Origin of the sequence: Enterobacter sp. Y17, assembly GCF_019730495.1 — a bacterium.
GTDB classification, from domain to species: Bacteria; Pseudomonadota; Gammaproteobacteria; order Enterobacterales; family Enterobacteriaceae; genus Enterobacter; species Enterobacter asburiae_B.
Genome location: NZ_JAASKP010000001.1, coordinates 343,492 through 364,257, shown reverse-complemented (window position 1 = coordinate 364,257; position 20,766 = coordinate 343,492). Strand labels below are relative to the sequence as shown.

The window sequence follows — 20,766 nt, the reverse complement described above, 5'->3', positions numbered from 1 at the left end:
CTCACCAGTCACGTTTTTCGCCAGGATAGAGAGATTAGTGTTATAGCATCACAATCCTCATCTGGAGCGCACGTGACCAAAACCAACCTCATCACCGGTTTTCTCGGCAGCGGTAAAACCACCTCAATTCTCCACCTGCTGGCGAATAAAGATCCTGCCGAGAAATGGGCCGTGCTGGTCAATGAATTTGGCGAGGTAGGCATTGACGGAGCGTTACTGTCATCCAGCGGCGCGATGATTAAAGAGATCCCCGGCGGGTGCATGTGCTGCGTCAATGGCCTGCCGATGCAGGTCGGGCTCAATACGCTGCTGCGTCAGGGCAAACCCGACCGCCTGCTGATTGAGCCCACCGGGCTGGGCCATCCGAAGCAGATCCTCGATTTACTGACCGCCCCGGTTTACGAGCCGTGGATCGACCTGCGCGCCACCCTGTGTCTGCTCGATCCGCGTCAGCTTCTGGATGACAAAGCGGTGGCCAATGAGAACTTCCGCGATCAGCTCGCCTCGGCTGACGTTATTGTCGCGAATAAAGCAGATCGCGCCACGGCTGAAAGCCAGGCCGCGCTGGACGCGTGGTGGCAACATTTCGGCGGCAACCGCACGCGGGTGCAGACCACCCAGGGGAATATTGATAGCGCCCTGCTTGACCTTCCTCGTCTGAACCTCACCGAGTTGCCTGCCAGCGCGGATCATTCGCACAGTCATCCGGTTAAGCAGGGTTTAGCCGCTCTCAGCCTGCCGGAACATCAGCGCTGGCGTCGTAACCTGAACAGCGGCCAGGGATATCAGGCCTGCGGATGGATATTTGATGCTGAAACCGTTTTCGACACCATCGGGATCCTGGAGTGGGCCCGACTTGCTCCCGTCGATCGCGTGAAAGGGATCATGCGCACGCCAGACGGGCTGGTGCGGATCAACCGTCAGGGTGACGATTTCTTTATTGAAACGCAGAATGTGGCGCCGCCTGACAGCCGAATAGAGTTAATTAGTGCGGTTAACGCCGACTGGAATGCCCTCCAGTCCAGCCTGTTGAGGATTCGTTTAAGTTCGGGCGGCTAACGTTGCCCCAGTTTTCACTCTATGCAGAACGTTATGACAACTCGATTTCCCCTGATATTACTGCTTAATGTCGCCGGTCTGGCGCTTTTCTTCTCCTGGTATATCCCGGCGGATCATGGTTTCTGGTTCCCGCTGGATTCTGCCATTTTTCACTTCTTCAACCAGGAGCTGGTGAAGAGCAACGCGTTCCTGTGGCTGGTGGCAATTACCAACAACCGCGCCTTCGACGGCTTCTCGCTGCTGGCCATGGGCTGCCTGATGCTCTCTTTCTGGCTGAAAGAGGATAAAGCCGGGCGTCGGCGTATTCTCATTATCGGTCTGGTAATGCTGCTGTTTGCCGTTGTCATTAACCAGCTGGCAACTGCGATTATTCCGGTTAAGCGTTCGAGCCCAACGCTATTCTTCACTGATATTTATCGCGTCAGCGAACTGCTGCATATTCCAACAAAAGATGCGTCGAAGGACAGTTTCCCCGGCGATCACGGCATGATGCTGCTTATTTTTTCCGCAATTATGCTTCGCTATTTCGGCAGAAAAGCCTTTGCCATAGCCCTGATTATTTTTGTGGTTTTTGCCTTCCCGCGCGTAATGATTGGCGCTCACTGGTTTACCGATATTGCCGTCGGTTCGCTCTCCGTGGCGCTGATTGCGCTGCCGTGGTGTTTGATGACCCCACTGAGCGACAGGATAATAGCGCTGTTCGATCGCTATCTTCCCGCAAGAGCGCAACAACAATTAAACAAATAACTAACCTAAATTAACGTGAGCTATCAGGGATCGACATGATCCCTGATAGCATTCTCGCCGCGATCTTTCCCCACTGTCATATTCTCGTCATCATATTCATGATAAAAATGAAGCAATTGCATACTGGCGCAGCGGATCCGTCGCTATTTTGAGCAATTCTATGTTTTTACTTTCTGTATCACATTTTCTTATAAAAAAAAGGCTTTTTTTTCTCGCAATACCCCAGGCAATCGGTTAATCTCGAACTCGTTTTGCCCCATAGAGATAATTATTTCACTGGCGAATAATTTTGTGCGCTGTGCCACAAATGTGACCAGAAAGAATTGTCTCAATGTGAACAGATAATTAGTCTCGTCACGTTTGGCATTTTTATAACGATATTTGTCGTTAAGGACTTCAAGGGATAATAAACAAAATGGTCAAATCTCAACCGTTTCTGAGATATATCTTACGGGGGATCCCGGCGATAGCAGTCGCGGTACTGTTGTCTGCATGTAGTACATCGAACACCGCAAAGAATATGCATCCTGAGACGCGTGTTGTGGGAATGGAAGATTCCTCGTCACTGCAAGCCTCTCAGGATGAATTTGAAAATATGGTACGTAATCTGGACGTGAAGTCCCGCATTATGGACCAGTATGCTGACTGGAAAGGCGTGCGCTATCGCCTTGGTGGCAGCACAAAAACAGGTATTGATTGTTCCGGTTTTGTACAGCGTACGTTCCGTGAGCAATTTGGGTTAGATCTTCCGCGTTCAACCTATGAACAGCAGGAGATGGGCAAGTCGATTTCACGTACCAAACTGCGCACCGGTGATTTAGTCCTGTTCCGTGCCGGTTCTACAGGTCGACATGTTGGCATCTACATTGGTAATGACCAGTTTGTACATGCCTCCACCAGCAGCGGTGTGACCATTTCCAGCATGAATGAACCGTACTGGAAGAAGCGCTACAACGAAGCACGCCGCGTACTGACCCGCAGTTAATATGACTATCGTATCGTTGGTTATCCCTTGGCTGGCGATATGATGAAAAAAAGCACTGCTTCGGCAGTGTTTTTTTTTGCCCGTTACACTGAATACATCCAGCGGCATTTCAGGAATCACGACGTCTATGTTCACCCGCTATTTCTCCAGCAATCGCAAAATACTGATCCTCAGCATCATCACAGGCCTGATCGCCGCCCTGCTCCTGGGTTCGTTGCAATTTTTCTGGAGCTACCACAAGCGGGAAGTCAAATTCGACACCCTGATCCACGATGTGAGCATCTATATGGAGAGCTACTTCGATGAGTTAAAAAATTCTATCGATGTGCTCCAGCCGCTCACGTTAAACAACTGCCACGACGTCAATCAGGAACTTACCTCGCGCGCTGCCTTTAGCGTTAACGTTCGCGCATTCCTGCTGGTCAGAGACAAAATGGCGTTCTGCTCTTCTGCCACGGGGCCGATGAATGTCCCCATGGAGGAGCTGATCCCCGAGCTGCACATCGACAAACAGATTGATATGGCGTTACTTCCCGGCACCCCCATGTTGCCCAACAAGCCCGCGATTGCCATCTGGTACCGTAACCCGCTAGTGAAGGACGGCGGCGTGTTTACCTCGGTGAATCTCAATCTGACGCCTTACCTGCTCTACACCGCGCGCCAGGACGAATTTGCCGGCATTGCCATCATTATTGGCGATCATGCGCTGTCAACGCGGTCCAGCACGCTGGTCCTTGCGCATGATCTACATGAAACGCCGGCCCGTACCGCGACGCTGAAAGACGTGCCCCTGACCATCAACCTGTATGCTGACGCATGGACCAGCGATGAAATTCTCTACGCCCTGTTCTTCGGGCTGGTATGCGGCATTTGTGCCGGATCGCTCAACTACTATATCCTCAGCATTCGCCTCAATCCGGGTAAAGAGATTTTAAGCGCGATTAAGCGCGGTCAGTTTTACGTGGTTTATCAGCCCGTCGTCGATGCTAAATCGCTCCAGATGACCGGGCTTGAAGTGCTGATGCGCTGGAAACACCCGACGATGGGGGAAATTCCGCCGGACGCGTTTATCAACTTTGCCGAAGCGCAGAAGCTGATTGTCCCGCTGACGCTGCATCTCTTCGACCTTATCATTCACGATGCCCCCGTGTTACAAACCCTGTTACCTCCGGGAGCAAAGGTGGGCATCAACATTGCGCCGGGGCATCTGCATGCGGAAAGCTTCAAAGACGATATGCGCACCTTCAAAGCGCTACTGCCGCAGGATTACTTCCAGATCGTGCTGGAAATTACCGAGCGCGACATGCTCAATCATCGGGAAGCCAACAGCCTCTTCGAATGGCTACACAACGAAGGGTTTGAGATAGCCATTGATGATTTTGGTACCGGCCACAGCGCGCTGATTTATCTTGAGCATTTCACCATGGACTACCTCAAGATCGACCGCGGCTTTGTTAATGCGATTGGCACTGAGACCGTGACGTCGCCGGTGCTGGATGCCGTCCTGACGCTGGCAAGACGACTGAATATGTCGACCGTCGCCGAAGGGGTGGAAACGCCGGAACAGGCCGCCTGGCTGCGCGAACACGGCGTTAATTTCCTGCAGGGATACTGGATTAGCCGCCCGATGCCGCTGGCGCAGTTCCGCGAATGGCGGCCTGATATTTCGCCCGAGGGCGATTAATTTCACATTGCCCGTGACGTCACTTATTATTCAGCTTAACCGAGCCGGTCTGTAAAAGAGGGAGCCGCCGCAAGATGCTTATGCGCTTCATGTTGCTGATGTTGGCACTAACGAGCCTGTCCAGCCAGGCGCAGGCCATCAAAGAAAATATCGCCTTCGCGGTGATTGGCGAGCCGAAATATGCGGTCAATTTTACGCACTTCGATTACGTTAACCCTGCCGCGCCGAAGGGCGGAAAGGTCACGCTTTCCGCCACGGGAACATTCGACAACTTCAACCGCTTCGCCCTGCGCGGCGTGGCGGCCGCGCGAACGGAATCGCTTTACGATACGCTCTTCGTCACGTCGGATGATGAGCCCGGCAGCTATTATCCGCTGATTGCCGAGAACGTGCGTTACGCCGATAACTTCGCCTGGGCGGAAATTTCGCTGAATCCGCGAGCGCGTTTTCACGACGGCACGCCGGTGAAGGCCAGCGACGTCGCGTTCACCTTCCATAAATTCATGACCGAAGGCGTCCCCCAGTTCCGCATCGTGTATAAAGGGGCTTCCGTCAGAGCCATTGCGCCGCTCACCGTGCGCATCGAGCTGAGCGAACCGAACAAAGAGAATATGCTCAGCCTGTTCTCGCTGCCGGTGATGCCTGAATCGTTCTGGAAAAACCATAAGCTAAGCGACCCGCTTTCCACGCCGCCGCTGGCAGGCGGCCCATACCGCATCACCGACTGGCGCATGGGGCAATATGTCGTTTACTCTCGCGTGAAAGACTACTGGGCGGCAGACCTGCCGGTAAACCGCGGGCGCTGGAATTTCGACACCCTTCGCTATGATTACTACCTCGACGATAACGTGGCGTTTGAAGCGTTCAAAGCCGGCGCTTTCGATTTACGCGTCGAGAGCAGCGCCAAAAACTGGGCGACCCGCTATATCGGCAAAAATTTCGCCAAAGGCTATATCGTCAAAGACGAGCACAAAAATGAGTCTGCCCAGGACACCCGCTGGCTGGCGTTTAATATTCAGCGTCCGGTATTTAATGACCGCCGGGTGCGCGAAGCCATTTCCCTGGCCTTTGATTTTGAGTGGATGAACAAAGCGCTGTTTTACGGGGCCTACAGCCGTGCGAATAGCTATTTCCAGAACACCGAATACGCCGCGCGCGATTACCCGAAAGCCGACGAGCTGGCACTGCTGGCGCCGCTGAAAGCGGAGCTGCCGCCGCAGGTGTTCACCACCGTGTTTCAGCCACCCGCGTCGGACGGTGACGGTTACGACCGCGACAACCTGCTGAAAGCCAGTAAACTGCTGGATGACGCGGGCTGGCACCTGAAAAATCAAAAGCGTGTCGATGCCAAAACGGGTAAGCCTCTCAGCTTTGAGCTGCTGCTCTCGTCCGGGGGCAACGATCAGTGGGTACTGCCGTTTAAGCACAACCTTGAGCGACTGGGCGTGACCATGAACATTCGCCAGGTTGATAACGCGCAGATCACCAGCCGCATGCGCAGCCGTGATTACGACATGATGCAGCGCCTGTGGCCCGCCCAGCCGTGGCCCAGCTCCGACCTGCAAATTTCCTGGGCCTCCAGCTACATCGACTCTTCATACAACGCGCCCGGGGTAAAAAGCCCGGCGATTGACGCGCTGATTGCGAAAATAGTGGCGGCGCAGGGGGATAAAGAAAAGCTCCTGCCGCTCGGGCGCGCCCTCGACAGGGTCCTGACCTGGAACTACTACATGCTGCCGATGTGGTATATGGGCGAAGATCGCCTTGCGCGCTGGGACAAGTTCTCCGTGCCTGCCGTGCGCCCTGTCTACTCCCTGGGCTTTGATACCTGGTGGTATGACGTTAACAAAGCCGCCAGACTTCCCGCTGAGCGGCGATAAGGAATCATCATGGGTGCCTATCTTCTCCGTCGTCTCCTGCTGGTCATCCCCACCCTGTGGGCCATCATCACGATTAACTTTTTTATCGTGCAAATCGCCCCCGGCGGCCCGGTCGATCAGGCAATTGCCGCCATTGAATTTGGCAACAGCGGCGGCATGCCCGGCGGCGGCGGTGAAGGGATGGGCGCGAGCCATGCGCGAACCGGCGTAGGGAATATCAGCGAAAGCCATTATCGCGGCGGACGCGGGCTGGATCCGGAAGTGATCGCCGAGATCACCCACCGCTACGGCTTTGACAAACCGATTCACGAACGCTATTTCAAGATGCTCTGGGATTACATCCGCTTTGATTTTGGCGATAGCCTGTTTCGCAGTGCGTCAGTGTTAACGTTGATCAAGCAAAGCCTGCCGGTTTCGATAACGCTGGGGCTGTGGGGAACGCTGATTATCTATCTGGTCTCTATACCGCTTGGGATCCGCAAAGCGGTGTATAACGGCAGCCGGTTTGATATCTGGAGCAGCACGTTCATCATTATCGGCTACGCCATACCGGCGTTTCTGTTTGCCGTCCTGCTGATTGTCTTTTTTGCCGGGGGAAGCTATTTCGACCTCTTCCCGCTGCGGGGGCTGGTCTCCGCCGATTTTAGCTCCCTGCCGTGGTATCAGAAAATCACCGACTATCTCTGGCATATCACGCTGCCGGTGCTGGCCACGGTCATCGGCGGGTTTGCGGCCCTGACCATGTTGACCAAAAACGCCTTTCTCGATGAGATTCGTAAGCAGTACGTTGTCACGGCCCGCGCCAAGGGCGTGAGCGAGAAGCAGATTATGTGGAAACACGTGTTCCGCAACGCCATGCTGCTGGTGATCGCCGGATTTCCGGCCACGTTCATCGGCATGTTTTTTACCGGCTCGCTGCTGATAGAGGTGATGTTCTCGCTCAACGGCCTGGGGCTGCTGGGCTATGAGGCTACCGTGTCGCGCGATTATCCGGTGATGTTTGGCACACTTTATATTTTCACCCTGATTGGCCTGCTGTTGAATATCATCAGTGATATCAGCTATACGCTGGTCGATCCCCGAATCGATTTTGAGGGCCGCTGATGCCGCGTTTAAGCCCCGTCAACCAGGCCCGCTGGGCCCGCTTTCGCCACAACCGCCGCGGCTACTGGTCGCTGTGGATTTTTGCCGTGCTGTTTGCCTTAAGCATGTGTTCGGAGCTGATCGCCAACGACAAGCCGTTGCTGGTGCATTTTAACGACCGCTGGTACGTGCCGGTTATCGCCAGTTACAGCGAAAGCGACTTTGGCGGCCCGTTTGCGACACCGGCGGAGTATCAGGATCCGTGGCTTCGCCAGCAGATTGAGCAGCACGGCTGGGCGCTCTGGGCGCCGGTACGCTTTGGCGCAAACAGCATTAACTTCGCCACCACAACTCCCTTCCCTTCTCCGCCCTCCGCGCAAAACTGGCTGGGAACGGATGCTAACGGCGGGGACGTGCTGGCACGCATCCTGTATGGCACGCGAATTTCTCTTCTCTTTGGGCTGATGCTGACGATCTTCTCAAGCGTAATGGGCGTCGTGGCGGGCGCCGTTCAGGGCTACTACGGCGGGAAAATTGACCTGTGGGGCCAGCGGGTTATTGAAGTCTGGTCAGGTATGCCAACGCTGTTTCTGATCATCCTGCTTTCCAGCGTGGTGCAGCCTGGCTTCTGGTGGCTGTTGGGCATCACCGTCCTGTTCGGCTGGATGGCGCTAGTGGGCGTGGTGCGCGCGGAGTTCCTACGCACCCGCAATTTCGACTACATTCGCGCCGCGCAGGCGCTTGGCGTGAGCGACCGGGGGATCATCTTCCGCCACATGCTGCCCAACGCGGTCGTGGCAACGCTCACCTTCCTGCCGTTTATTCTGTGCAGCTCCATCACCACCCTCACCTCACTGGATTTTCTTGGTTTCGGGCTACCGCTGGGTTCCCCGTCGCTCGGCGAACTGCTGCTGCAGGGCAAGAACAACCTGCAGGCGCCGTGGTTAGGCATCGCCGCCTTTCTTTCCGTGGCCGTGCTGCTGTCGCTGCTGATTTTTATTGGCGAAGCCGTGCGCGATGCCTTCGATCCGAACAAGGCGGTATAAAATGACCCAGCCTCTTCTCAGTATTGATAACCTGTCGATTGCTTTTTCTAAGCAGGACGAGACGCGCACCGTGGTCACCGACCTGTCGCTGCAGATCCAGACCGGGGAAACGCTGGCCCTGGTGGGCGAGTCGGGTTCAGGCAAGAGCGTTTCGGCACTCTCCATCCTGCGCCTGTTGCCGTCCCCACCGGTGAGCTACCCGCAAGGGGATATTCTGTTTCACGGCAGCTCGCTGCTGCATGCCGACGAACATACCCTGCGCGGCATACGCGGCAACAAAATCGCGATGATCTTCCAGGAGCCGATGGTTTCCCTCAACCCTCTGCACAGCCTGGAAAAACAGCTCTATGAAGTGCTCTCCCTGCACCGGGGGATGCGCAAAGAGGCCGCGCGGGGAGAAATTCTGGACTGTCTGGAACGAACGGGCATACACAATGCGGCCAAACGGCTGAATGATTTTCCGCACCAGCTCTCCGGCGGCGAACGACAGCGCGTGATGATCGCTATGGCCCTGCTCACGCGACCCGAGCTGTTGATTGCCGACGAGCCCACAACGGCGCTGGACGTGACGGTACAGGCGCAAATACTGACGCTGCTGCGGGAACTGCGTGACGAGCTGAACATGAGCCTGCTGTTTATCACGCACAACCTGAGCATTGTGAGAAAGCTGGCCGACAGCGTCGCGGTGATGCAAAACGGACGATGCGTTGAACAGAATAGCGCGTCCACGCTGCTGAGCGCGCCGCAGCACCCCTATACGCAGCGTTTGCTCGACAGCGAACCCTCCGGCGACCCGGTTCCGCTCGCGGCTGACAGCACACCGCTGCTGCGCGTTGAGGATTTGTCCGTCTCGTTCCCGATCCGCAAAGGTATTCTGCGGCGCATCGTCGACCAGAATCCGGTGCTGAAAAACATCCGCTTCTCGCTGCGCCCGGGAGAATCTCTGGGGCTGGTGGGCGAATCCGGTTCCGGCAAAAGTACCACCGGTCTGGCGCTGCTGCGCTTAATTGCCTCCCAGGGCGAGATCCTCTTTGACGATATGCCGCTGCACCGCTGGAACCGCCGTCAGATGCTGCCCGTGCGGCCCCGCATGCAGGTTGTGTTTCAGGATCCCAACTCCTCGCTTAACCCACGGCTTAGCGTGTTACAGATTATCGAGGAAGGTCTGCGCGTGCATCAGCCCGGCCTGAGCGCTCAGCAGCGCGAGGAGGAAGTTATGCGGGTGATGGCCGAAGTGGGCTTAGATGCCGGGACGCGCCACCGCTATCCGGCTGAATTCTCCGGCGGGCAGCGCCAGCGTATCGCCATTGCCCGCGCGCTGATCCTGAAGCCGGAGCTGATTATTCTGGATGAACCGACGTCGTCGCTGGACAGAACCGTTCAGGCGCAGATCCTGGCGCTGCTGAAAGGGCTTCAGGAAAAGCACCGGCTGGCCTATATCTTTATCAGCCACGATCTTCAGGTGGTGCGGGCGCTATGCCATCAGGTGATTGTGTTGCGACAGGGAGAAGTGGTCGAGCAGGGAGAGTGCCAGCGCGTATTTAGCGCGCCAACGCAGCGCTACACGCGCCAGCTGTTGTCGGCAGACTAGCGGTCAGAACGGGTACTGGCCGGAGAAAGGCTCCGCGATGGCAACGCCAAAATTCTTCAGACGGCAGGTGGCGGCAAACTCGTCCTGGCTCTTCACGAACAGGCACGGCTCACCTTCACACTCCAGCACGGAGCTGTCCACTTCGATATCCGTCAGGGCCTGACTGAGACGCTCCATCACCCGCCATGCATTTTCGTCGCTCGGGCTCAGCAGCTTGAGTGCCACCAGGCAGTTTTCACAGCCCGCGACGCTTTGCGGAATCGGTTCAACTTTCGAACCTGCAAAACCCGCCGACCAGCGATAGCTCTGGGGCAAGCGATGGACAATGGAGAGTTGTAATGTATTCACGTTCGTTCCCCGGAAGCAAAATTTACTTCACAATTTATTTACATTTATAGTAACACATCATCGCCAGCCTGCACTATTCAGCGCTTTTTTATCGATATCCAGGCTTGCGTCGGCGCTATATGTACCCGTTTCTGCGATCTAACTCAACCTTTTTGAATACAATGATGTGACTTTTTACACAAATAGATTTTACATAAAATAAACAAACACGGAATAAACGAACGGGGGTTTGGTTGATATGCATCAACAAAAAAGGCCCTGCCGGGCCTTCTCTTATTTTAGTGGGCCGCTTTTCGCGGTCGACTGGCGTAAAGATAGAAAAGTATCGAGCTGGTTGCGCAAAAAGCCATCGCCCACAGCATGGGCCATGCCGTCGTAAAGGTGGCCATCGAAAGCAACGCCCCGACGATAGCGCCAATACCGAAGCGGAACGTCCCCGCCAGGGAAGAGGCGGTGCCCGCCATATGCGGAAACTCATCCAGGATAACCGCCATCGCATTAGATGACACCATCGACACGCAGCCGACAAAGGCCGCCACGCCGACCACCAGCGCCCAGAAGCCCACGCCCAGAAACGCGCTCACCACCAGCCAGATAGCCATCACAAACTGGATCCACAGCCCGGCGCGGAACATGTTCAGCGCCCCCACCCGCCGGACAAAACGGCTGTTGATGATGGTCATGATGAACAGGAAGACGATGTTAAGCGCGAAATAGTAGCCGAAGTGCTGCGGCGAAACGTGGTTCAGCTCAATGTAGACAAACGGCCCGGCGCTCAGGAAGGAGAACATCCCGGCGAAGCTGAACCCGCTTGCCAGCATATAGCTGAGCACGCGCTTGTGGCGAAACAGCGAGGCAAAGTTGCCTATTGTGGTTCGGATGTGGAATTTCTGACGGCGCTCGACGGGAAGCGTTTCATCAATAAAGAAGAAGATCATCGCCGAGGCCAGCAGCGCGGCCAGGGCCAGGATCCAGAAAATCACATGCCAGCTAAACCACACCAGCACCGCACCACCGGCCATCGGGGCCACCAGCGGCGCAATCGTCGTCACCAGCATCACGAACGACATCATGCGGGAGAACTCTTCTTTAGGGTAGATATCGCGCATCAGGGCGTTAATCACCACGCTTGCCGCTGCCGCCGCCAGACCGTGGAAGAAGCGCATGATAATCAGATGATCGATGGTCTGCGCCAGCGCACAGGCAACCGCTGCGGCCGCAAATACCAGCGTCCCGCCCAGAATAACGGGCTTGCGTCCAAGGCTGTCCGCCATCGGGCCATAAAACAGCTGGCCGAGGGCAAAGCCGAGAATATAGGTGCTGAGCGTCATCTGCGCGCTGCCCGCCGGAACGCCAAACTGCGCGGAAATGACCGGCAGCGCGGGCAGGTACATATCAATAGACAGCGGCATCAGCATGGCCAGCAGGCCAAGAATGAAGACGATTTTGAACGACGAGTGTGGCCTGGTGGTCACAGAGCTCTCCTGAAATTAGTGCGAAGGCAGACCGACGCTGGCGATCTCTTCTTCCGTTAACGGGCGATATTCGCCTGGCGCCAGGTCGGGATCGAGTTCGATCGCACCAATCCGCTCACGATGCAGGCCAACAACGTGGTTCCCCACCGCGGCAAACATACGTTTCACCTGATGGTAACGCCCCTCGCTGATGGTCAGACGGACTTCCGTCGGCGTGATCACCTCAAGCACGGCGGGTTTGGTCAGATCTTTTTCATTATGCAGCTGAACGCCTTTCGTGAATTGCTCTGCCGTGTCATCCGACACCGGCAACTCCAGCGTGACCAGATAGGTTTTCTCGCAGTGGTGACGCGGGGAAGTAATGCGATGCGACCACTGTCCGTCGTCGGTCATCAGCACCAGACCCGTGGTGTCGATGTCGAGGCGGCCTGCGGCGTGCAGCTTGTGCGCCACCGGTTCGTCGAGGAAATAGAGCACCGTCGGGTGATCGGGATCGTCCGTTGAGCAGACGTAGCCTTCCGGCTTATTGAGCATGAAGTAGCGCGGACCGTGCTGCTGGGTCAGCGGATTGCCGTCATACTCAACCTGATGGTCAGGTTGCAGTTTGAACGCGCTGTCTCTCACAATGTCACCATCCACGGTAACGCGGCTGGCGCGAATTTCGCGCCCGGCAATAGCGCGGCTTACGCCGAGTTGCTGAGCGATAAACTTATCAAGTCGCATGAAATCTTTTTAGCCTTAATGGTGCTGGAAGTCGGACAACAGGTCCGAAAAAAGAAGCAGTCTGGAACGGTTCAGTATAATGGTCTGGTTGCGCCACTCAAGGGAAAAAGTTTCGTGGCATACTATCTATACCCTAAATAATTCGGGTTGCATGAAGGCGGCAAAGGAGTGAATCCCCGGGAGCTTACATAAGTAAGTGACCGGGGTGAACGAGTGCAGCCAACGCACAGGCAACTTGAAGTATGACGGGTATATGTGCGGAATAACGAAACCGAGACCCTATGACTTTTACACTTCGTCCCTATCAGCAGGAAGCCGTTGACGCCACCCTCGCCTGGTTCCGTAAACATCGCGAGCCGGCGGCGATTGTGCTACCGACCGGCGCAGGCAAAAGCCTGGTCATCGCCGAACTGGCGCGTCTGGCCCGTGGTCGCGTGCTGGTGCTGGCACACGTCAAAGAGCTCGTCGCGCAAAACCATGCCAAGTATTGTGCGCTTGGGCTGGAAGCCGATATTTTCGCCGCCGGGCTAAAGCGCAAAGAGAGCCACGGCAAAGTGGTCTTCGGCAGCGTGCAGTCGGTGGCGCGCAATCTGGAGCTATTTCGCAGCGAATTTTCGCTGCTGATTGTTGACGAGTGTCACCGCATCAGCGATGACGACGACAGCCAGTATCAGCAAATCCTGGCTCACCTGAAAGCGGTGAACCCTCACCTGCGCCTGCTGGGCCTGACGGCGACCCCGTTTCGCCTGGGGAAAGGCTGGATCTATCGCTACCATTATCACGGCATGGTGCGCGGCGATGAGAAGGCCCTGTTTAGCGACTGCATTTACGAACTTCCGCTGCGCTACATGATTAAACATGGCTACCTGACGCCGCCTGAACGGCTGGATATGCCGGTGGTGCAGTACGATTTCAGCCGTCTGCAGGCGCAGAGCAACGGCTTATTCAGCGAAGCGGATCTCAACCAGGAGCTGAAAAAGCAAAAGCGTATTACGCCGCATATCATCAGCCAGATTGAGGAGTTCGCCGCGACGCGCAAAGGGGTAATGATCTTTGCCGCCACGGTTGAGCACGCGCGAGAGATCACCGGGTTACTGCCCGCCGGCGACGCGGCGTTAATCACCGGCGAAACGCCCGGTTCGGAGCGCGACGGCCTGATTGACGACTTTAAAGCCCAGCGGTTCCGCTATCTGGTAAACGTGTCGGTATTGACCACCGGCTTTGACGCCCCGCACGTCGACCTGATCGCCATTTTGCGCCCGACCGAATCGGTCAGTCTGTATCAGCAAATTGTTGGCCGCGGCCTGCGCCTGGCCCCGGGAAAAACCGACTGCCTGATTCTGGATTATGCCGGTAACCCGCACGATCTCTATACACCTGAAGTCGGCGCGCCAAAAGGGAAAAGCGACAACGTGCCCGTACAGGTCTTTTGCCCTGCCTGCGGGTTTGCCAACACCTTCTGGGGGAAAACCACCGCCGACGGTACGCTGATCGAACACTTTGGCCGCCGCTGTCAGGGCTGGTTTGAAGATGATGGCGGGCAACGCGAGCAGTGCGATTTCCGCTTCCGGTTCAAAAACTGCCCGCAGTGCAACGCCGAAAACGACATTGCCGCTCGCCGCTGCCGGGAATGCGACACGGTGCTGGTTGACCCGGACGACATGCTGAAAGCGGCGCTAAAGCTGAAAGATGCCCTGGTGCTGCGCTGTTCCGGCATGGCACTGCAGCCCGGCGCCGATGAAAAAGGCGAGTGGCTGAAAATCACCTATTACGACGAAGACGGGGCGGACGTCAGCGAGCGTTTCCGGGTTCAGACGCCTGCCCAGCGAATGGCCTTCGAGCAGCTGTTTATCCGCCCGCATACCCGCACGCCGGGCGTGCCCCTGCGCTGGATAACCGTGGCCGATATCGTGCGCCAGCAGGTGTTATTGCGCCATCCGGATTTTGTCGTCGCCCGTAAGAAAGGCCAGTTCTGGCAGGTGCGCGAGAAGCTCTTTGACTATGAAGGTCGCTTCCGTCGCGCCAACGAATTGCGCGGTTAGCGGGACTTTTCATTGATGTGAGGGGCATTTGAGTATAAAATGCCGCCCGCTTCACATCCGTGAGGCAGAACACTCACCTGCTGCTGGGTCGCCTGTAGCAGGGTTTTAAATACAGAGAGAAATCAATGTTCACTATCGAAGCAGAAGTACGTAACGTGCAGGGTAAGGGTGCGAGCCGCCGCCTGCGTAACGCTAACAAGTTCCCGGCTATCGTTTACGGTGGCGAAGCTGCTCCAGTTGCAATCGAACTGGATCACGACAAACTGTGGAACCTGCAGACCAAAGCTGAATTCTACAGCGAAGTTCTGACCATCGTTGTTGGCGGTAAAGAAGAAAAAGTGAAAGTTCAGGCTGTTCAGCGTCACCCGTTCAAGCCAAAACTGTCTCACATCGACTTCGTTCGCGCGTAATCGCAAACACGTCGAAAAAAAACCCCGCTTCTGCGGGGTTTTTTTATGGCTGTTATTTCCCGCCCGAGGTGCGGCGCTGAAGCTGATCGCGCAGGTTCGGCGGCGTACCTTTAATGGTCAGCGTATCGGTGGCCGGATCCCAGAAGATGCGTTCACCCAGCAACATCGCGTCAAAGTTGATGGTTAACCCACCGCCGCTGCCGGCAAACTTGGTTAACTGACGCAGCGTACTGCGATCCGCCGGGAAGCTCTCTTCAAGCTCATAGCCTTTTTCCGCGGTGAATTCCTGGAAGCTGACTTCGCTGACGCCCGCCAGCTCTTTTGACAGGGACTCCAGCTCGATCTCCTCCCCTGCCTGCAGCTGTTCGTTGCAGTAGCTGTAAACCTGCTGACGCACGGTCTGGCGCTCAGATTTATCGAGCTGCGCTTCAGCCGTGAAGTCGTCAACCGCCTGCAGCAGCCCTTTGTTCTGCGCTTTGGCGTTAAGACCTTCGCTGGCACCGAGGAAATCCATAAAGAAATCCGCCACTTTGCGGCCCACGCGCCCTTTCAGGAAAGTCAGGTAGCGGGTCGACTCCGGGTTGGTTTCCCATTCGGTCAAATCAATACGCGCCACGATATCCGCATGGTTGATATCCAAATAATGCGTTGAGCTGATATCCAGCTGCTCGTTCACGCGCATGCTGCTTAAGTTATTCAGCACGGTAACCAGCAGATACTCGACCGCCAGGTAGCGATAGTGGCAGAACAGCACGATCCCGCCGTCGGCGAACTGATATTTCGCCAGCTCGTCGCGCAGACGCCCTGTTGCGGCGCGGCTAAACGCCAGGAAATCCTCTTCGCCCTGACGCTGCAGGCGCAGGCTATCGGCCAGTTCACTCTCTTCGCTGAACAGGCCATAGGCTTTATTTTTGGCACTGTAGACGCGATGCAGCTCTGCCATCATCTCCACCACGGTCGCCGTGGGTTCCAGTAACGAATCGCGCAGCACCACTTCAAGGGTTTGCTCATCACGCTTGATAAGCTGGTGCAAGGCAATCTGGTTGATTTCCAGACTCATGATAAACTCTCCTTTTAGACCGGGCGGTATTCAACCACCACCAGGACATGTGTGCAACAACAGATAAAAAAGGGGAAAAAAAGCTGTTGCTACGGTAATATGTTGCCCTTTCATCAACAAACTGATTTTGATTTATGCCACAACATTCCCGCTACAGTGATGAACACGTTGAACAACTGCTCAGTGAGCTGGTCAACGTACTGGAAAAACATAAAACGCCGACCGATCTCTCCCTGATGGTTTTGGGAAATATGGTCACCAACCTGATTAACACCAGCGTTGCTCCGGCTCAGCGTCAGGCGATCGCAAAATCGTTCGCCCAGGCTTTACAGTCGTCCGTCAGCAACGACCCGGCCCATTAAGGGATACGAACAACAGTTTATGGTGACGAATCGTCAGCGCTACCGTGAAAAAGTCTCCCAGATGGTCAGCTGGGGGCACTGGTTTGCCCTGTTCAACATTCTGCTGGCGACGGTCATTGGCTGTCGTTATCTGTTTGTCGCAGACTGGCCAACAACGCTAACCGGGCGTATCTACTCCTGGATAAGCGTTGTCGGTCACTTTAGCTTTTTGGTTTTCGCCACCTATCTGCTGATCCTGTTCCCCTTGACGTTTATCGTCATGTCGCAGCGTCTGATGCGGTTCTTGTCCGCCATCCTTGCGACGGTGGGGATGACGCTGCTGCTTATCGACAGTGAAGTGTTCACCCGCTTCCACCTGCACCTCAACCCTATCGTCTGGGAACTGGTGATTAACCCCGACCAGAACGAAACGGCCCGTGACTGGCAGCTGATGTTTATCAGCGTCCCGGTGATCCTGCTGATTGAGATGCTGTTCGCCACCTGGAGCTGGCAAAAGCTCCGCAGTCTGACCCGGCGACGCCATTATGCGAAGCCCGTCGCCGCGCTCTTCTTCGTCTCCTTTATCAGTTCGCACATCATGTATATCTGGGCGGATGCGAACTTCTATCGCCCTATTACCATGCAGCGCGCGAACCTGCCGCTCTCGTACCCGATGACGGCCCGTCGCTTCCTCGAGAAACACGGTCTGCTTGATGCGCAAGAGTACCAGCGCCGTCTTATCGAGCAGGGTAATCCGGAAGCCGTCAGCGTTCAGTATCCTCTGAGCGACCTGAACTACCGCGATATGGGGCGCGGGCAAAACGTCCTGCTGATCACCGTCGATGGCCTGAACTATTCCCGCTTCGAGAAGCAGATGCCGGCGCTGGCCGCTTTCGCGAGTCAGAACGTCTCGTTTACTCAGCATATGAGCTCCGGTAACACAACCGATGCGGGCATCTTTGGCCTCTTCTATGGCATTTCAGCCGGCTATATGGACGGCGTACTGTCTACCCGCACGCCTGCGGCGCTGATCACCGGGCTGAATCAGCAAGGCTATCAGTTAGGGTTGTTCTCCTCCGATGGCTTTAACAGCCCGCTCTACCGCCAGGCGCTGCTGTCCGATTTCTCACTGCCGACGGCACAAAATCAGTCCGATGCGCAGACCGCCAGCCAGTGGATAAACTGGCTGCAGCGCTACGCCCAGGAAGATAACCGCTGGTTCTCATGGGTTGCCTTTAACGGTACAACGCTTGCCAACAGCAATAAAAGTGATTTTGCGCGCCGCTACGGCCGCGCGGCTGGCGATGTTGATGCGCAGATAGGCCGCGTGCTTGACGCGCTTCGCGAGTCGGGCAAGCTGGACAATACCGTGGTGATCGTGACCGCGGGCCATGGCATCCCGCTAGGTGACGAGACGAAGAGTATGAGCTGGTCTCGCCCGAATCTGCAGGTTCCGCTGGTGATCCACTGGCCAGGCACCCCGGCGCAGCGCATCAATATGCTCACCGAGCATAAAGATGTGATGACCACCCTGATGCAACGCCTGCTGCACGTCAGCACGCCAGCAAACGAGTATTCGCAGGGGCAGGATCTCTTCAGCGCCGCGCGCCGCCACAGCTGGGTGACGGCGGCGGGGAATAATACGCTGGTAGTCACCACGCCGAAGCTGACGCTGGTGCTGAACAGCAACGGGAATTATCAGACGTACAATCTGCAGGGTGAACGGTTGAAAGACCAGAAACCGCAGCTGAGCCTGCTGCTTCAGGTTCTGACGGATGAGAAGCGCTTCATCGCTAACTGATTAATAATAAACCAGTTAGCGACAGATTCCCTTGCATTCAAAACGGAATCGAGTAGTATTCTTTTTATGCGTCGGCACGTAGCGCAGCCTGGTAGCGCACCGTCATGGGGTGTCGGGGGTCGGAGGTTCAAATCCTCTCGTGCCGACCAAAAACATATTGAAAACCAGCCTGATGGCTGGTTTTTTTATTTCGCCTCGTCCGGCGTTTTGCGCAGATACACAAGCGTAGTCAGACAAATCACCGCTCCGGCATAAAACGTATATTCCGCGCCAAACGTTTCCCATATCGCGCCGGCTCCCACGCTGGCGATTAACAATCCCACGCCGCTGACCAGACTAAAAATACCGAAAGCCGTACCGCGCAGATCGGACGGTGCGGTTTTAGCGATCATTGCCGCCAGTAGTCCCTGGGTCATACCCATATGTATTCCCCAAAGCGCGACGCCTAAAAGGACTCCCATCCAGTGGCTGCTCAGCGCCAGAACAATATCTGCAACAATCAGCACCATTAGCCCCCACTGCAGAAGCCGGGTGTGGCTCATGCCATCAGAAAGTTTGCCAAAAGGGTATGCGGAAAGGGAATAGAGTACGTTCATGACCACCATCACCAGCGGAATAAGGGCCAGAGGAACGCCCGACTGCTGCGCACGAAGGACGAGAAAAGCCTCGCTAAACCGGGCAAGCGTGAACACTGCACCAAGGCCAATCACCCACCAGCACGCTTTACCCAGCCGCCTTAAATTCTCTCGTTTAATGGGATTAGTACGTTTATGTTCGAGGGGAGTTTTCGGCTCCTGAAGGCCAAAATAGAGCAAGGCAACTGAAAGCAGACCGGGGATAAGGGCTATCCAGAAAACAGTGCGAAAGTCGTTGTCCAGCAATAGCATTAAGCTTACGGCCAGTAATGGGCCAAGAAATGCGCCTGTGGTATCCATTGACTGACGCAGACCATATGCCGCACCACGCATTTCCGGCGGCGTGACGTCTGCAACCAGTGCATCCCGCGGTGCGCCCCGTATCCCCTTCCCCGTACGATCTATCAGACGTGCGCCTAAAACCATCCCGGAAGAGGAGGCTAATGCGAAAAGAGGTTTGCTTAGCGCCCCCAGGCCATACCCTAGCAGGGCCAGCCCCTTACGTTGACCCAGGTAGTCGCTTATCGCCCCCGAAAAGACCTTAATAAAAAGCGCAGTGGCCTCCGCCAGCCCTTCAATCAGGCCGATAAACAGCACGCTCGTACCGAGGGTGGTCATCATAAAAAGTGGCAGCAGGCTGTGAATACTCTCTGACGAGATATCCATCAACATACTGACGCCTCCCACAACCCAGACGCCTTTGGGGATCTGGCTGAGCACTGGAAATCTGGAACGCATCTACTGCTCCTGCTTTAAAAACAGTTGCCTGAATGCTTACAGGATAGGATATCGCGGATTAAAAAAACCTGAGGAGAGTGGGATGAGACCATAAAAAAAGCCATCCGGCAGGATGGCTTAGTTATCGCAGGTCGACGCCTAATGCTTCTCACGTCCGCCCAGGAAGAAAATGCCCAGCGGGATGGCCAGCAGAACGGTGAACACCAGGCTGTAGACGAAGATCATCGCCGACTGCAGGACATACATGCTGGTTGTCCAGGCTGAGAGGGGAATATTGTACTGTTCGATAACGCCAACAATGGTTGCCCGCCCCACGCACGCGGCGGCAATCATAAATACGACCAGCAGCGCCAGGAGGAACTTGCGGCCTTCAGGCGTTTTCAGTTTTGCACGAACCATCTCTCTTCCCTTTTACAGATGAATAACAATATATAGGGTCTAAAATAACACGAACTGGCACCCGACTCCACACCAGCACAAACAACCACTAAACAGGTAAATTAAAAGCGCATAACGCTACCTATAGTGAAAATGTAAGTAAATAACACCAATCATTCATCGTTGTTATGTTAACCTGCGCAGGATCGTTTTGACATAAAGGAATGACAATGAAAAACGCACCTAAATTTGCCATCGCCCTCATCGCCGCCGCGTGCGTCAGCAGCAGCGCTTTCGCCAGCGAAACCCCAAAACAGCAGCCGCTGGAAAAAGTGGCTCCGTACCCGCAGGCGGACAAAGGGATGAAGCGTCAGGGGATTCAGCTGCCGGTTCAGCAGGATGAAGCGAACTTCAAAGTGGAACTGTTAATTGGCAAGACGCTGGAAGTGGACTGCAACCAGCACCGTCTGGGCGGTCAGCTGGAAAGCAAAACCCTGGAAGGCTGGGGTTACGACTATTACGTCTTTGACAAAGTGACCTCTCCGGTCTCCACCATGATGGCCTGCCCGGACGGCAAGAAAGAGAAGAAATTTGTAACGGCGTATCTGGGCGACAACAGTCTGTTGCGCTACAACAGCAAGCTGCCGATCGTGGTCTATACGCCTGAAAACGTGGAAGTGAAGTATCGCATCTGGAAGGCTGATGAGAACATCGGACAAGCCGTAGTACGTTGAAATTAA

Annotated in this window: 19 protein-coding genes and 1 tRNA gene; 14 read left to right on the top strand and 6 right to left on the bottom strand. The window is 55.6% G+C overall.

Features of this window, described 5'->3' with window-relative positions:
- Nucleotides 1-72: 72 nt before the first annotated feature.
- From HCH49_RS01635 to yejF, 8 genes are all read left to right on the top strand, one after another.
- Nucleotides 73-1,059, top strand: a complete 987-nt coding sequence (locus HCH49_RS01635) for a GTP-binding protein (RefSeq protein ID WP_069303091.1) — start codon at nucleotides 73-75, stop codon at nucleotides 1,057-1,059.
- A 33-nt stretch (nucleotides 1,060-1,092) separates the two neighbouring features.
- A complete protein-coding gene (locus HCH49_RS01630; protein ID WP_221702059.1) occupies nucleotides 1,093-1,806 on the top strand; it encodes a phosphatase PAP2 family protein in 714 nt (237 codons plus the stop codon).
- A 415-nt stretch (nucleotides 1,807-2,221) separates the two neighbouring features.
- Nucleotides 2,222-2,791, top strand: coding sequence for a bifunctional murein DD-endopeptidase/murein LD-carboxypeptidase (mepS, locus tag HCH49_RS01625; protein WP_008500946.1), 570 nt, complete (start codon nucleotides 2,222-2,224; stop codon nucleotides 2,789-2,791).
- A gap of 127 nt (nucleotides 2,792-2,918) precedes the next feature.
- Entirely contained in the window at nucleotides 2,919-4,475 is a 1,557-nt protein-coding gene (locus HCH49_RS01620; protein WP_039263175.1) for a cyclic di-GMP phosphodiesterase, read from the top strand.
- Nucleotides 4,476-4,549: 74 nt separating this feature from the next.
- Entirely contained in the window at nucleotides 4,550-6,355 is a 1,806-nt protein-coding gene (locus HCH49_RS01615) for an extracellular solute-binding protein (protein ID WP_143346726.1), read from the top strand.
- Between the two features lie 9 nt (nucleotides 6,356-6,364).
- Nucleotides 6,365-7,459, top strand: coding sequence for a microcin C ABC transporter permease YejB (locus HCH49_RS01610; protein WP_024908182.1), 1,095 nt, complete (start codon nucleotides 6,365-6,367; stop codon nucleotides 7,457-7,459).
- Nucleotides 7,459-8,484 (top strand): ABC transporter permease, encoded by a 1,026-nt coding sequence (locus tag HCH49_RS01605; RefSeq protein WP_033146047.1) that lies wholly within the window; start codon nucleotides 7,459-7,461, stop codon nucleotides 8,482-8,484. Before HCH49_RS01610 ends, HCH49_RS01605 begins: the two co-directional genes overlap by 1 nt.
- A 1-nt stretch (nucleotide 8,485) precedes the next feature.
- A complete protein-coding gene (yejF, locus tag HCH49_RS01600) occupies nucleotides 8,486-10,075 on the top strand; it encodes a microcin C ABC transporter ATP-binding protein YejF (protein WP_221702055.1) in 1,590 nt (529 codons plus the stop codon).
- Between the two features lie 3 nt (nucleotides 10,076-10,078).
- Here yejF and HCH49_RS01595 read toward each other — a convergent pair whose 3' ends face one another.
- From HCH49_RS01595 to rsuA, 3 genes are all read right to left on the bottom strand, one after another.
- Nucleotides 10,079-10,423 carry a YejG family protein gene (locus HCH49_RS01595; protein ID WP_028013883.1) on the bottom strand — a complete coding sequence of 115 codons (345 nt, stop codon included), beginning with the start codon at nucleotides 10,421-10,423 and terminating at the stop codon, nucleotides 10,079-10,081.
- A 278-nt stretch (nucleotides 10,424-10,701) separates the two neighbouring features.
- Nucleotides 10,702-11,898, bottom strand: coding sequence for a Bcr/CflA family multidrug efflux MFS transporter (locus HCH49_RS01590; RefSeq protein WP_008500953.1), 1,197 nt, complete (start codon nucleotides 11,896-11,898; stop codon nucleotides 10,702-10,704).
- A 15-nt stretch (nucleotides 11,899-11,913) separates the two neighbouring features.
- Nucleotides 11,914-12,621 carry a 16S rRNA pseudouridine(516) synthase RsuA gene (rsuA, locus tag HCH49_RS01585; RefSeq protein WP_221702054.1) on the bottom strand — a complete coding sequence of 236 codons (708 nt, stop codon included), beginning with the start codon at nucleotides 12,619-12,621 and terminating at the stop codon, nucleotides 11,914-11,916.
- Nucleotides 12,622-12,902: 281 nt separating this feature from the next.
- Between rsuA and HCH49_RS01580 the strand changes: the two genes are divergently transcribed.
- Nucleotides 12,903-14,663: a DEAD/DEAH box helicase gene (locus tag HCH49_RS01580; RefSeq protein ID WP_221702053.1), complete on the top strand. Its 1,761-nt coding sequence runs from the start codon at nucleotides 12,903-12,905 to the stop codon at nucleotides 14,661-14,663.
- A 125-nt stretch (nucleotides 14,664-14,788) separates the two neighbouring features.
- Entirely contained in the window at nucleotides 14,789-15,073 is a 285-nt protein-coding gene (rplY, locus tag HCH49_RS01575; protein WP_029740955.1) for a 50S ribosomal protein L25, read from the top strand.
- A gap of 52 nt (nucleotides 15,074-15,125) precedes the next feature.
- On the opposite strand, the gene yejK is transcribed toward rplY, so the two are convergent.
- Nucleotides 15,126-16,133 carry a nucleoid-associated protein YejK gene (yejK, locus tag HCH49_RS01570; protein WP_221702052.1) on the bottom strand — a complete coding sequence of 336 codons (1,008 nt, stop codon included), beginning with the start codon at nucleotides 16,131-16,133 and terminating at the stop codon, nucleotides 15,126-15,128.
- A gap of 134 nt (nucleotides 16,134-16,267) precedes the next feature.
- Here yejK and HCH49_RS01565 point away from each other — a divergent pair, with 134 nt between their 5' ends.
- The 3 genes from HCH49_RS01565 to HCH49_RS01555 all read left to right on the top strand — a co-directional run bounded on the left by HCH49_RS01565 (nucleotide 16,268) and on the right by HCH49_RS01555 (nucleotide 18,424).
- Entirely contained in the window at nucleotides 16,268-16,495 is a 228-nt protein-coding gene (locus HCH49_RS01565) for a YejL family protein (RefSeq protein ID WP_008500958.1), read from the top strand.
- Nucleotides 16,496-16,514: 19 nt separating this feature from the next.
- Complete coding sequence (gene yejM / locus HCH49_RS01560; RefSeq protein ID WP_047060568.1) at nucleotides 16,515-18,275, top strand: LPS biosynthesis-modulating metalloenzyme YejM; 1,761 nt, start codon at nucleotides 16,515-16,517, stop codon at nucleotides 18,273-18,275.
- Nucleotides 18,276-18,347: 72 nt separating this feature from the next.
- Nucleotides 18,348-18,424 (top strand) — tRNA-Pro (locus HCH49_RS01555).
- 36 nt (nucleotides 18,425-18,460) lie between these two features.
- Here the strand turns inward: HCH49_RS01555 and HCH49_RS01550 are convergent.
- On the bottom strand, nucleotides 18,461-19,648 hold the full coding sequence (locus tag HCH49_RS01550) for an MFS transporter (RefSeq protein ID WP_211438285.1): 1,188 nt from the start codon (nucleotides 19,646-19,648) through the stop codon (nucleotides 18,461-18,463).
- Between the two features lie 138 nt (nucleotides 19,649-19,786).
- The gene (locus HCH49_RS01545) at nucleotides 19,787-20,047 is read right to left on the bottom strand and encodes a DUF2534 family protein (protein ID WP_008500962.1); all 261 of its coding nucleotides are present in this window, start codon (nucleotides 20,045-20,047) and stop codon (nucleotides 19,787-19,789) included.
- 209 nt (nucleotides 20,048-20,256) lie between these two features.
- Between HCH49_RS01545 and eco the strand changes: the two genes are divergently transcribed.
- Entirely contained in the window at nucleotides 20,257-20,760 is a 504-nt protein-coding gene (gene eco / locus HCH49_RS01540) for a serine protease inhibitor ecotin (RefSeq protein WP_221702051.1), read from the top strand.
- Nucleotides 20,761-20,766 lie beyond the last annotated feature (6 nt).